Raw genomic sequence first — 12,957 nt, 5'->3', positions numbered from 1 at the left:
GGACCAGCGTTTCCGGGGTACAAGGTCACTATGGCTATGGACTGGCTGAAGAAGCTCCCCGGAGTCGGACCGGTCGTCGTCCGCCTGACGGCCACGCACGCGTGGCGGTCGTACGAGCGGCTGGACCGCGTGAAGTGGACGCGGCTGGCGGCGGCGATGACCTTCATCAGCTTCGTGGCACTCTTCCCGCTGCTCACCGTGGCCGCCGCGATCGCCGCGGCGACGCTCAGCACCTCGCGGCAGAACGAGCTGGAGGACAAGATCGCCGAGCAGGTGCCCGGCATCTCCGAGCAACTGAACATCGACGGGCTGGTCCAGAACGCGGGCACGATCGGGTTGATCGCGGGGGCGGTGCTGCTGTTCACGGGGATCGGGTGGGTCGGCTCGATGCGGGAGTGTCTGCGGGCGGTGTGGGAACTGCCGGACGACGAGGGGAACCCTGTCCTGCGGAAGGTGAAGGACACCGGTGTGCTGATGGGACTCGGCGGCGCCGTGCTCGTCACGATCGCCGCGTCCACCGTGGCCTCGGCGGCGGTCGGCTGGGCCGCGCGGGGGCTGGGGATCGACGAGGCGGGGTGGGGTGCGGTGCTGCTGCGTGTCGCCGCGTTCGGAGTCGCCGTACTCGCCGACTTCCTGCTCCTCCTGTACGTCCTGACCCTGCTGCCGGGTGTGGAGCCGACCCGGCGTCGACTGGTCGTCGCGGCGCTGATCGGAGCGGCGGGTTTCGAACTCCTGAAGCTGCTGCTGAGCAGCTATATGCAGGGCGTGGCGGCGAAGAGCATGTACGGCGCGTTCGGCGTCCCGGTGGCCCTGTTGCTGTGGATCAACTTCACATCAAAACTCGTCCTGTTCTGCGCGGCCTGGACAGCAACGAAACCGACCGACCCGCCGAACGCATAAGCGCTTTCTCGCCCCCGCCGCCCCTACCCGTCCCATCCCTGGGGGCTGCCGCCCCCAGACCCCCGCTGTCGGCCTGAACGGCCTCGTCCTCAAACGCCGGACGGGCTGGAGGGTGGTGGCGGCCGGTGCTGGATCTTTTAGCCCGTCCGGCGTTTGAGGACAAGGCCCGTTCAGGGCCGTAGGGGGGTCTGGGGGCGGCAGCCCCCAGGGGATGGGAATGGGTAGGGGCGGCGGGGGCGAGGAAAAAACCCCAACTACCGTCGGCGCCGCACCAGTTCCGGCAGTGGCCACCGTCGGTTGATCAGGAACGCGCCTCCTGCCAACAGCACCAGGACACCCCCGGTGATCCCCAGCGCGACCCCGATCCCGCCCCCGTCCGCCTTGGCCGACGCGTTCGCCACCGGCGACGCGGAACCGTCGGTCTTGCCGGAGCCACCCCCCGCCTCACCGGAGGAGCCGGTGTTCCCGTCGGTCGAGCCCGGCTGCGGGCTCGACCCCGCCGCACCCTGCGGAGCCACCAGCTCGCCCACCGGCTGCACCTTCCCCGCCGCCTTGAACCCCCAGTCGAGCAACCGCGCGGTCTCCTTGTAGACCTCGTTGTGCTCCTCCTCCGACGGGTTCATGACCGTGACCAGCAGCACCTTGCCACCCCGCTCGGCAACCCCCGTGAAGGTCGCCCCCGCGTTCGTCGTGTTGCCGTTCTTCACGCCCGCGATCCCCTGGTACACCGAGACGTCCGAGTCGCCCGCCAGCAGCCGGTTGGTGTTCTGGATCTCGAAGGTCCCGCGCACCGTCTTGCCCTGCTTGTTCTTCTTCGTCTCGCCCGGGAACTTGGCCGTCACCGTCGAGCAGTACTCACGGAAGTCCTTCTTCTGAAGCCCGGACCGCGCGAAGAGTGTGAGGTCGTACGCGGACGACACCTGCCCCCGCTCGTCGTAGCCGTCGGGGCTCACGACGTTCGTGTCGAGGGCCTGCAACTCCTCCGCGTGCTCGTTCATCTCCTTGACCGTGGCCGCGACGCCCCCGTTCATGTGGGACAGGACGTGCACCGCGTCGTTGCCGGAGCGCAGGAAGACGCCGAGCCACAGGTCGTGGACCGTGTACGTCTCCTTCTCCTTGATGCCGACCATGCTGGACCCGGCGCCGACGTCCGCCAGCTCGGCGGAGGTGACCTTGTGCTCCATGGTCTTCGGGAACTTCGGCAGCACGGTGTCGGCGAACAGCATCTTCAGCGTGCTCGCCGGCGGCAGCCGCCAGTGCGCGTTGTGCGAGGCGAGGACGTCGCCGGACTCGGCGTCCGAGACGATCCACGAGCGGGCGCTGATGTCCTTGGGGATCACCGGCACCCCGTCGGAGAGGTTCACCTGAGTCCCGGCCTTCCCGAGCCGCTCCCCGCCCACGGTCGACATGTTCGCCGGGGGAGTCGCCGACGGCGTGGCACTCGGCGTCGGAGACGGCTTGGGGGCCGCGAACGCCGGGACGGGCGCGGTCAGCGCGGCGGACAACAGAGTGGCGGAGGTGACCAGCAGGGTTCGCTTGGCGGTCTTTTTGGAAGCGGACACGATCGAGAACGTACATGTAATGGCCCGCGAAGTCGTACCGCCCTCCCCACCCCGGCCGAGGGACCCAGTCTCCGGCGGCGATACTGGACCCATGCTGTGCTCATCCGGGGGACAACCCCCGGACCCCCGGCCGACTCGGTCGGACTGAGTCGACCGGTGTAGTGATGAAAGGCCCCTTTTTGTGAAACTCAGCCGCCCCCTGTCCTGGTTCCTGCTCGCCTTCGGGGTGTGGAGCTGGGTCATCTGGGTCACTTTCATCAAGAATCTGGTCAAGGACGGCAGCGGGCTCGCGTTCGACGACGCGGGCACTCCGACGGCGTACTTCTGGGTGCATCTGGTGCTCGCGGTCGTCTCCTTCGTATTGGGGACGATCGTCGGCGGCATCGGGTTGCGTGGACTGCGCGCTTTGCGCCAGACCTCATAACGCCCGATCTCGTCACACCGGACCGCACAACGGGAACAACGGGAGACACCCCCGCATGGTCATCGTTTTCCTGCTCGCCGTGATCGCCGCCCTGGTCGGCCTGCACTGGTACGTCTGGCGTCGACTCGTGCGCGACACGACCGCCCGCCCGGGCCGCGCCCGCCGTATCGGCACGGCCGTGTTCGTCGCCTGGCCGGTCCTGATGATCGGGGCCTTCGTCGCCGAGCGCGGCGGCGCGCCCTTCTGGCTCCAGCAGACGTTGGCCTGGCCCGGCTTCCTCTGGCTGGCGCTGTTCATCTACCTCGGGCTGGCCCTGATCGCCGGCGAGGCCGTACGGCCACTGCTGCGACGGTTCCTGGAGCGGCGCCGCCCGGCCGAGGCACCCGCGGAGTCCCCCGTACCGCTCCGGAAGTCGGAGACCGTACCGCCGGGCGTGCCCGAGACCCCGGACCCGGTCCCCGACCCGAGCGACGGCCCCCGTCTCCTCGCCGCCCCCTCCCGCCGCCTCTTCGTCTCCCGCGTCGTGGCCGGCGCCGCTGCCACAGCGGCCGTCGGGACCGTCGGATACGGCACCTACGGCGTCGTACGCGGCCCGCGCGTGAAGCGGGTCACCGTGCCGCTGGCCAAGCTCCCGCGCGGCGCCCACGGGTTCAGGATCGCCGTCGTCAGCGACATCCACCTCGGGCCCGTCCTCGGGCGGGGGTTCGCGCAGAAGGTCGTCGACACGATCAACTCCACCCAGCCCGATCTGATCGCGGTCGTCGGCGACCTGGTCGACGGCAGTGTGAAGGATCTGGGACCGGCCGCCGCTCCCCTCGCCCAACTCCGCGCCCGGCACGGCGCGTTCTTCGTGACCGGGAACCACGAGTACTTCTCCGGCGCCGAGGAATGGGTCGAGGAGGTACGGCGGCTCGGGCTGCGCCCGCTGGAGAACGCGCGTGTCGAACTGCCCGCCTTCGACCTCGCGGGTGTGAACGACGTGGCCGGTGAGAGCGAGGGCCAGGGCCCCGACTTCACCAAGGCGCTCGGCGACCGGGACACCTCACGGGCGAGCGTGCTGCTGGCCCACCAGCCGGTGCAGATCCACGACGCCGTCGACCACGGCGTCGACCTCCAGCTCTCCGGCCACACCCACGGCGGCCAGCTCTGGCCCGGCAACTTCATCGCCGACCTCGCCAACCCCACCCTCGCGGGCCTGGAGCGGTACGGGGACACGCAGTTGTACGTCTCCCGGGGTGCCGGCGCGTGGGGTCCGCCCACGCGGGTGGGGGCGCCGTCGGACATCACCGTGGTGGAACTGGCCTCCGCACAGGCCTGATTACCGCCAGTGAAGATCACGGATCGGTAACGAATTCGGGCGGGTGGAACCCTGGTGGTGGTCCGTCAATCCGCCCCCGGTCAATGAGAGTTGGCGCCCGAGTGCCCCATTCGCCTCGATCGGTCCACAGGTGCGGCACAGGGGAGTGGAATCTTCCGCGTGGCTGAAACTCGGTGATCGTTTTCCAGTCAAGTGTCTTGAGGGAGATCTGAGGATAACTGTGAGCGACATCTGAGGGAACGGTGGAAGTTCCCTCACGAACCCCTGCTTTGATCACGTCCGTTCATGGCGCACCAGGCGTCATGGCGTGATCACAGGAGTCGTTCTTGAGAATCAAACGGGGAAGGGCGAGAGCCGTAGGCATATCGCCAAGACGTACCGCGCTCGCCGTCGCCGCCGTGCTGGCGGCCGAGACGGCGCTGGTGTCGCTGGGGACCGGGCAGGCCTTCGCCGCCGCGGACTCCGCCACCGCGTCGCAGGTGACGTCGACGGCCGCGAAGTCGGCCAAGTCGGGTGCGTCGTCGGCGGATTCGACGGCCGCGGCGCTGCTGATGGCCCGTACGCAGGGCCGCAAGATCGAGGTGCTGTCGGAGCGTTCGGCCAGCTCGACGACGTACGCGCTGCCGAACGGGCAGTTGCAGACGTCGACGTACGCGGCGCCGATCCGGCAGCAGGTCGACGGCGTCTGGCGCAACATCGACACCTCGCTGTCGGACGCGGGTGCGGCGCTGGAGCCGGACGTGGCGGCGGCGGACATCGCGGTCTCCGACGGCGGTGACACCTCGCTGGCGTCGGTGACGAAGGGCGCCAGGTCGTTCGGGATGGGCTGGGAGTCGAAGCTTCCGGCGCCGTCCGTGAAGGACGACACCGCCTCCTACGACCTCGGTGACGGCGAGACCCTGACGGTCACGGCGCTGTCGCAGGGCTTCAGCCAGAACGTGGTGCTGGACAAGGCGCCCGAGGGGCCGCTGGAGTACCGGATACCCATGCGGCTGAAGGGTCTTGTGCTGTCGGTGGCCGAATCCGGGCACCTGCTGCTCAAGGACAAGGCCGGCAAGCTGGTCGCCGAGGCGCCCGCGCCGATGATGTGGGACTCCTCCAAGGACCGTAAGTCCGGCGAGTCGAAGTTCCAGGCCCGCGTCGCCACGAAGGTCGAGACCGCCGAGGACGGGTCGCAGACCCTGGTTCTGACTCCGGACGCCGGTTACTTCACCGAGAACAAGCTGACCTATCCGGTCACGGTCGACCCCACCAGCACCCTCGCCGTGTCCACGGACACCTGGGTCGCGACGAACTACACCGACTCGCAGGTCTCCTCGGAGGAGCTGAAGTCGGGTACGTACGACGCGGGCACCACCAAGGCCCGCTCGTACCTGAAGTTCGATGTGGCGAAGTTCAAGGGCAAGCACATCACCGACACCAACCTGGCCCTGTACTCGTACTGGTCCTCGACGTGCGACACCTCGGGTGCCGGTACGCAGGTGCGGCGGATCACCGGGTCCTGGACCTCCTCGGACATCACCTGGGGCGACCAGCCGGCCACCACCACGACCGGTGCGATCACCAGCACGGCGGCCAAGGGCTACAGCGACTCCTGCCCGGCCGGCACGGTCAACTTCGACATCGACGCCATCGTGCAGGCCTGGGCCGACGGCTCCACCAACTACGGCGTGCGCGTCGCGGGTGCCTCGGAGACCGACTCCACCACCTGGCGCCGCTACCGCTCCGCCAACTACGTCTCCGGGGACGGCTCGACCGAGCCGCACCTGACGGTGACGTACAACTCCTACCCGGCGGTGCCCAGTTCGACGGCGATCGCGCCGTCGCAGGTCAACGACTACAACGGCAAGCGGTACGTCACCTCGCTCACCCCGACCCTGTCGTCGAAGGTGACCGACGCGGACGGAGCCAACGTCCAGGCGCAGTACGAGATCACCCCGGACCCGGCCTACGCCGACGCCACGTACTCCCTCACGGCGTACGGCAAGACGGTGGCCTCCGGTAACACCTCGACCCTGGCCATCCCCTCCGCCTCCTCCTTCCCCTCCGGCTCGCATCTGCGTTACCGGGCACGGGCCTACGACGGCACCGACTTCGGGTCCTGGAGCGGCTACACGACGTTCGTGCTGAACACGGCCAAGCCTGTCGCGCCGACCGTCACCTGTGACACGTACACGGAGAACGGCTGGACCGCCAAGGCCTCCGCCGCCGTGTCCTGCACGCTCGACACGACCTCCACGGACGGTGCCGGCTACCAGTGGGGCCTGGACGACTCGTCCCTGCCCAACAAGAAGCTCGACACCACCAACGGCACCGGCGGCGACGCGCAGACCATCAGCATCAACCCGGCCAACGGCTGGCACACGCTGTACGCGCGCACCATCGACTCCGGCGGCAACCTCTCGACGGCCACCACCGCCTACAGCTTCGGCGTCGGCGCCGACGGCGCCGCGATCCTCTCCCCGGCCGACGGGGACACCACCGCCCGCCGGGTGACGCTGTCCGCCAAGGGCCTCACCTCCTACACGGGCGCCACCTGGCAGTACCGGCGCGGTGAGACCGACTCCTGGCACACCGTGCCGGTCGCCGACGTGACCGCCGCCGGCTCCGCGGTCTCCGCCTGGCCGGTCGCCGTCAGCAGCGGCACCGCGACCAAGCTGGTGTGGAACACCGTCTCCAGCCTCACCGAGGACGGCGTCATCCAGCTGCGGGCCGCCTTCACCGACGGCACCAGCACCGGCTACTCGCAGACCGTCGACATCACGCTCGACCGTGACGCCGGCAACGCGCCCGCCGCCCAGGTCGGCCCGGGCCAGGTCAACCAGCTCACCGGTGACTTCACCCTGTCGGCCACGGACGCCTTCGCCTTCGACGCGAGCGCCGACCGCACCTACTCCTCGCGGGCCAACAGCACCGACACCGAGGGCCAGGCGCAGATCTACGGTCCCGGCTGGACCTCGCTCATCGACACCTTCGGCAGCGCCTACACGCAGGTCCGCAAGACGTCCAGCACGTCCGTGGAGCTGCTCGGCGCGGACGGCGGCGCCGTCGCGTTCACCGCGACCAGCGCCGGCGGCTGGACGCCGCAGTCCGGGTCCGAGTTCCTGACCCTGACCGGCACGCTCAGCGGGACCTCGTTCACGCTGACCGACACCGACGGCACCACCACGGTGTTCACCAAGGCGGCCACCGCCGCGACGACCTGGACGCTGTCCTCGTCGGCGTCGGCGTCCGACAACTCCACCGTCACCGTCGCCTCGGAGACGGTCACGGTCGGCACCGAGACGCTGGCCCGTCCGAAGTACGTGATCTCGCCCACCGGCGCGGTCACCACGGCGACCTGCCAGGCCACCCCGGCCACCAAGGGCTGCCGTGTCCTGGAGTTCGTCTACGCGACGGCCACCACCGCCACCTCCAGCGCGGTCGGCGACTACCTGAACCAGGTCAAGTCGGTCAGGCTGTGGGCCACCAGCCCCGGCGGCTCCGCCTCGACCTCCGAGACGCTCGCCTCGTACGCGTACAACTCCTCCGGCCGGCTCGCCCAGGTGTGGGACCCGCGGATCAGCCCCGCGCTGAAGACGGAGTACACCTACGACACCGACGGCCGCGTCGCCACGTACACCCAGCCCGGTGAGCTTCCCTGGACGTTCACCTACGGCAAGGCCGGCTCCGCGCTGACCTCCGGCACGGGCATGCTGCTCAAGGCCTCCCGTCCGGGGCTGGCCGAGGGCTCCGCGAGCACCACGTCCGGCACGGCGGCCACCACCGTCGTCTACGACGTCCCGCTCTCCGGCACCACCGCCCCGCACCAGATGGACGCCACCACGGCCGCCACCTGGGCGCAGGACGAGGCACCCACCGACGCCACCGCGGTCTTCCCGGCGGACTCGGTACCCACCTCCAGCACCGGCAGCGACCTGGCGTCGACCGCGTACTCGCGGGCGACCGTCACGTACATCAACGCCAACGGTGAGGAGACCAACACGGCGAGCCCCGGCGGCTCGATCACCACGACCGAGTACGACGACTACGGCAACACGGTCGCCGAACTGACCGCCGCCAACCGGGCGTTGGCGCTCGGCACAGCCACCGGCGCGGCCGACGAGCTGGCCGCGCTCGGCCTGACCGACCTGTCCACCGCCGACCGCGCCCAGCAGCTGGCCACGGTCTCGGAGTACTCCACGGACGGCAAGCAGCTCACCGACGAGTACGGCCCGCTGCACGAGGTCACCCTCGCCTCGCAGCTCACCGGCACCACCGCCGAGTCCACCCTGGCGGCGGGCACGGTGATCCCGGCCCGTACCCACACCTCGTACACCTACGACGAGAACCGGACCAGCGGCGCGGCCGTCTCCGGCCTGGTCACCTCCGCGGTGACGGGCGCGGCGATCCCCGGCTACGCCACCGAGGCCGACACCAGCACGACGACCACCACCTACGACTGGGCCACCGGCGAGGAGAAGTCGGTCTCGGGCCGCGACGCCGGCAACCTGGTCACCACGTACGACAGCGCGGGCCGGGTGGCGACCGCCCGTACCGCCGGATCGTCCGGTTCGGACGCGGGCACGCTGGCGTACACCTACTACAGCGCGGACGCCACGGGCACCTGCTCCTCGGCGATCTGGGCCGGCCTGCTCTGCCGTACGGCTCCCGCGGCGACGATCACCGGTGGCGGGACCAACCCCACGGAAGCGGTCACCACGGTCTACACCTACGACCGCTGGGGCCAGGTCGCGACCAAGGCCGAGACCGCCAACAGCGTGACCCGCACGACCGCCAACACGGTCGACAGCGCGGGCCGGCTGACCGCCATCGCGGTCACCGGCGGCGTCGGCACCGGCACACCGACCACCACGTTCACCTACAACACGACCAACGGGCGCATCGCCGCCCAGGCGGCCAACAGCCAGACGGTCTCGTACGGCTATGACGCGCTCGGGCGTCAGCTCACCTACACCGACGGCGCGGGCAACACCAGCACCACCGCGTACGACCTTCTGGACCGGCCGGTGAAGACCACCGACTCGGCCCCGTCCACGGTGACCTACGCCTACGGCACGGCGGGCAACCTCACCACCCTGACCGACTCGGTCGCGGGCACCTTCACCGGCACGTACGACGCCGACGGTGTCCTCGTCTCCGAGACCCTGCCCGGCGCCTACACCCTGACCGTCGCCACCGACCCGACCGGCCAGGAGACCGGCCGCGAGTACACCGACTCGGCCGGCACCACCATCGCCTCCGACACCGCCGGCTACACGGCGACCGGCCGCCAGGCGGGCCACACGCAGACCGACGGCGGCACCACCGAGTCCGTCTACACCTACGACAGCGCCGGCCGCCTCACCAAGGCCGCCGACACCACCACCAGCGGCTGCGTCACCCGCGCCTACACCTTCGACGCGAACAGCAACCGCACGGCCCTGACGGCCACTTCGGACGACTGCGACGCCGCCACGACCGACGACGCCACCACGACCAGCACCGCGTACACCTACGACAGTGCCGACCGCCTGGTGAACTCCGGTTACGTGTACGACGCGTTCGGCCGCACCACCGCCAACGGCACCGCGACCCTGTCGTACTTCACCAACGACCGGGTCGCCTCGGAGACCGTCGGCACCAGCCGCAACACCTGGGCCCTGGACGCCGCCGGACGCCTCGCCGTCCAGACCGTCCAGACCCAGGCCACCGACGGCACCTGGACCACCAGCGCCACCACGACCAGCCACTACGGCAGCGAAGGTGACAGCCCCACCTGGGGCAAGACCGGCGACGTCGTCAGCCGCAACGTCCGTGACCTGGCCGGGGACCTGATCGCCACCACCTCGGCGAGCGGCTCCACGGTGCTCCAGCTGGCCAACATCCACGGCGACATCACGGTCCAGCAGCCGCTGGACACCACCGTCGCCAGCACGGTCCAGCGCTACGACGAGTACGGCAACGCACTCGACGGCACGGTGGCCACGGCCTACGGCTGGCTCGGTGTGCACCAGCGCGCCACGAACACCGTCGGCGGCCACACCCTCATGGGTGCCCGGGTCTACGACGCCACGACCGGCCGCTTCCTACAGACCGACCCCATCCTGGACGGGTCGCCGAACCACTACGGCTACCCGGCGGACCCGGTCACGGGTTACGACCTCGACGGCAAGGGCTGGAAGTGGAAGGTATCGAAGAAGCTCACTGACAAGAAGGCCAGGAAGATCGGCAAGGCGCTGAGCAGGGGTGGAACCTCGCTCTCGGTCTACGCCACCACCCTGGTTCCGAGCGGCTACGGTGCCCTGCTGGCCGCCGCGGTGAGCGCGATCGGCCTGAGCGTGAAGTCCTTCGGTATCGCGCTGATCGTGGCTGCCGCAGCCCCCAAGCCCAAGGTGAAGATCACGATCGGCATCAAGGTCTCCTGGGGCTGGCTCTACTACCCGTGGATGACCATCAAGCCGAGCAGGTAAGCAGGTAGTCGAGCAAGCAGTACCCGCGGTACCGGCGTCACCGGCAACCCCGGTGACGCCGGGCAGCGGCAACTGAACGTCAACTCGCCGGGCGAGGCGGAAACGCCTCGCCCGGCCCTCATTCCCGGGGATGCGCAGTGATATCGATCGTGTTCGTCGCTCTGCTCGCGGCGCTTGCCTTCGCCGCGGTCAGGTCCACCAAGGCCGTCAAGAGCCTGTGGTTCGAGGCAGCTGTGCTCGTGGGCGCCTGGGCCGTCGTCCTGTTCGACGGGTTCCCCGACATGGGGTTCGTCGAGGGGGCGCTCCGCGCCTATGTCCTGCTCGGCATCCCGCCCGCCGCGGAACGGCTCGCGGGCCTGTCCGGGGGAGGCGGGCGCACGGCAGGGCAGCGGGACCTGCGCTGGTGGGCGGCGATGGCCGCAAGTGCCCTTGCCGGAGCGGTGGTTCTCGCGGTCCGGCTGTGACAGGGGGCCCGTGACCCCGGCCGTGAAACCGGCCGGAAACAGGCCCTGGGCAACGACTTTCCCAACTAACGAGCTGTCACTTCCCCCACCCGAAACACCTGTGGTTAGGTGATCAACACCACAGGGGAGTGACCTGTGCAGGGGGTCCTGGGGAGGGCACACACCGATGCGCTCGGTACGCATACGGATTCTCGCGGCGTTTCTCATCGTGGCCGCTGCGGGCGCGGTCGCCTGGCAGCTGATGCCGGACCGCGGGGACAACGGCAGAACGATCACCGTCGGTACGACCGACGACGTGACCTCCCTCGACCCGGCCGGCGCCTATGACGCCGGCTCCTGGGCCCTGTTCAGCAACGTCTTCCAGACACTGCTGACCTATGAGCCGAGCGGATCCACCCCCGTCCCGGACGCGGCGAAGAGCTGCTCCTTCAAGGGCTCCGACCTGCGCACCTACGTCTGCACCCTGCGCGACGACCTCACCTTCCCGAGCGGCCGGAAGATGACCGCCGAGGACGTGAAGTTCTCCTTCGAGCGCGTCAAGCGCATCAACTCCGACGTCGGCCCCGCCTCCCTCCTCGGCACCCTCCGCTCGGTCGACGCCAAGGATCTGACGGTCACCTTCCACCTCACCTCGCCCGACGCCACCTTCCCGTTCAAGGTGGCCACCGGGGCAGGCGCGATCGTCGACCACGAGCGCTACCCGAAGAACGGCCTGCGCACCGACACGGGCGCCGACGGCACCGGACCGTACGTCCTGAAGTCGTACACGAAGGAGAAGCAGGCCGTCCTCGAACCCAACGGCAGCTACGAGGGCGCCGTGAAGAGCACCGGCCGGCCCATCCTTCTGCGCTACTACGCCGACCCGACCGCCCTCGACAAGGCCTGGAAGGCCAAGAGCGTCGACGTCGCCACCCGCCAGCTGCCGCCCAAGGTCCTCGCCGGCCTCTCGCCCAGCGACCCGGGCCAGCGCGTCATCGAGGACGACAGCGCCGAGACCCGCAACCTGATCCTCAACGTCCGTACGAGTTCCCCCCTCCACGACCCGCTCGTCCGCCGCGCCCTGGCCTGGCTGATCAACCGGGAGGAACTCGTCAGCACGGTGTACGAGGGCACGGCCGACCCCCTCTACTCGCTGATCCCGGCGGGCATCACCGGCCACACCACCTCGTTCTTCGACTCCTACCCCCGGCCCAGCGTCACCCAGGCCCGCGCCCTGCTCACCGAGGCCGGAGTGACCCTCCCGGTCCGCCTCACCTACGGCTACGCCGAGGGACGCGGCGCCGCCGCAGAGGAAGCCGCGCTGCTCAAGCGGCAGTTGGAGACGGGCGGCCTGTTCAAGGTCACCGTCAAGGGCTACGAGTGGACCGACTACCAGAAGCGGTACGCGGCCGGAAAGCTGGACGCCTACGCCGTCGGCTGGGTCGCCGACTTCCCCGACCCGGACACCTTCACCGGCCCGCTCGTCGGCACCGGCAACAGCATGAAGAACGGGTACGGCAGCAAGACGGTGGACCAGCTGATCCTGGACAGCCGCAAGTACGCCGACCGCACCCGCGCCGCCCAGGACTTCCGCTCACTCCAGCAGGAGATCGCCCAGGACGTGCCCGTCATCCCGCTGTGGCAGCGCAAGGAGTACGTCGTCAGCAGCGAGGACGTCGGCGGCGGCCAGTACCTCTCGGACGGAACCGGCGTCTTCCGCCTCTGGAGCCTGGGCTGGATCTGACGGCGCCGGCAATGGAACCCCCGCAGGGGCGCGCCCCTTAGGGGCGCGGGGAACTGCGCGACCAGCCACGACGAACCCGCAGACGAAGGCCGGACCGATAAAGGGGCGCGGGGA

Annotated in this window: 7 protein-coding genes; 6 read left to right on the top strand and 1 reads right to left on the bottom strand. The window is 69.8% G+C overall.

Annotation, left to right across the window (positions count from 1 at the left end):
* The first annotated feature begins 36 nt into the window (after positions 1-36).
* The gene (locus OG787_RS17050) at positions 37-900 is read left to right on the top strand and encodes a YihY/virulence factor BrkB family protein (RefSeq protein ID WP_405540510.1); all 864 of its coding nucleotides are present in this window, start codon (positions 37-39) and stop codon (positions 898-900) included.
* Positions 901-1,154: 254 nt separating this feature from the next.
* Here the strand turns inward: OG787_RS17050 and OG787_RS17045 are convergent, their stop codons facing one another.
* Positions 1,155-2,462: a D-alanyl-D-alanine carboxypeptidase family protein gene (locus OG787_RS17045; RefSeq protein ID WP_405535656.1), complete on the bottom strand. Its 1,308-nt coding sequence runs from the start codon at positions 2,460-2,462 to the stop codon at positions 1,155-1,157.
* A 181-nt stretch (positions 2,463-2,643) separates the two neighbouring features.
* Here OG787_RS17045 and OG787_RS17040 point away from each other — a divergent pair, with 181 nt between their 5' ends.
* The 5 genes from OG787_RS17040 to OG787_RS17020 all read left to right on the top strand — a co-directional run bounded on the left by OG787_RS17040 (position 2,644) and on the right by OG787_RS17020 (position 12,843).
* A complete protein-coding gene (locus OG787_RS17040) occupies positions 2,644-2,886 on the top strand; it encodes an SCO4848 family membrane protein (RefSeq protein ID WP_369036776.1) in 243 nt (80 codons plus the stop codon).
* 55 nt (positions 2,887-2,941) lie between these two features.
* Positions 2,942-4,204, top strand: coding sequence for a metallophosphoesterase (locus OG787_RS17035; protein ID WP_369036777.1), 1,263 nt, complete (start codon positions 2,942-2,944; stop codon positions 4,202-4,204).
* A 326-nt stretch (positions 4,205-4,530) separates the two neighbouring features.
* Complete coding sequence (locus OG787_RS17030; RefSeq protein ID WP_369036778.1) at positions 4,531-10,656, top strand: DNRLRE domain-containing protein; 6,126 nt, start codon at positions 4,531-4,533, stop codon at positions 10,654-10,656.
* Positions 10,657-10,793: 137 nt separating this feature from the next.
* Positions 10,794-11,120: a hypothetical protein gene (locus OG787_RS17025; RefSeq protein WP_369036779.1), complete on the top strand. Its 327-nt coding sequence runs from the start codon at positions 10,794-10,796 to the stop codon at positions 11,118-11,120.
* Positions 11,121-11,286: 166 nt separating this feature from the next.
* Positions 11,287-12,843, top strand: a complete 1,557-nt coding sequence (locus tag OG787_RS17020; RefSeq protein WP_369036780.1) for an ABC transporter substrate-binding protein — start codon at positions 11,287-11,289, stop codon at positions 12,841-12,843.
* Positions 12,844-12,957: the final 114 nt, after the last annotated feature.

It is taken from the genome of Streptomyces sp. NBC_00075 (assembly GCF_045041225.1).
Lineage (GTDB): Bacteria > Actinomycetota > Actinomycetes > Streptomycetales > Streptomycetaceae > Streptomyces > Streptomyces adonidis.
Note: the sequence above shows the minus strand (reverse complement) of the source record. Positions and strands in the feature narration are given on the sequence as shown.

What these genes read in the sequence shown, in the direction of transcription:
- OG787_RS17050 (WP_405540510.1), top strand. Translation starts at nt 37, where the DNA reads ATGGACTGGCTGAAGAAGCTCCCCGGAGTCGGACCGGTCGTCGTCCGC.
- OG787_RS17035 (WP_369036777.1), top strand. Translation starts at nt 2,942, where the DNA reads ATGGTCATCGTTTTCCTGCTCGCCGTGATCGCCGCCCTGGTCGGCCTG.
- OG787_RS17020 (WP_369036780.1), top strand. Translation starts at nt 11,287, where the DNA reads ATGCGCTCGGTACGCATACGGATTCTCGCGGCGTTTCTCATCGTGGCC.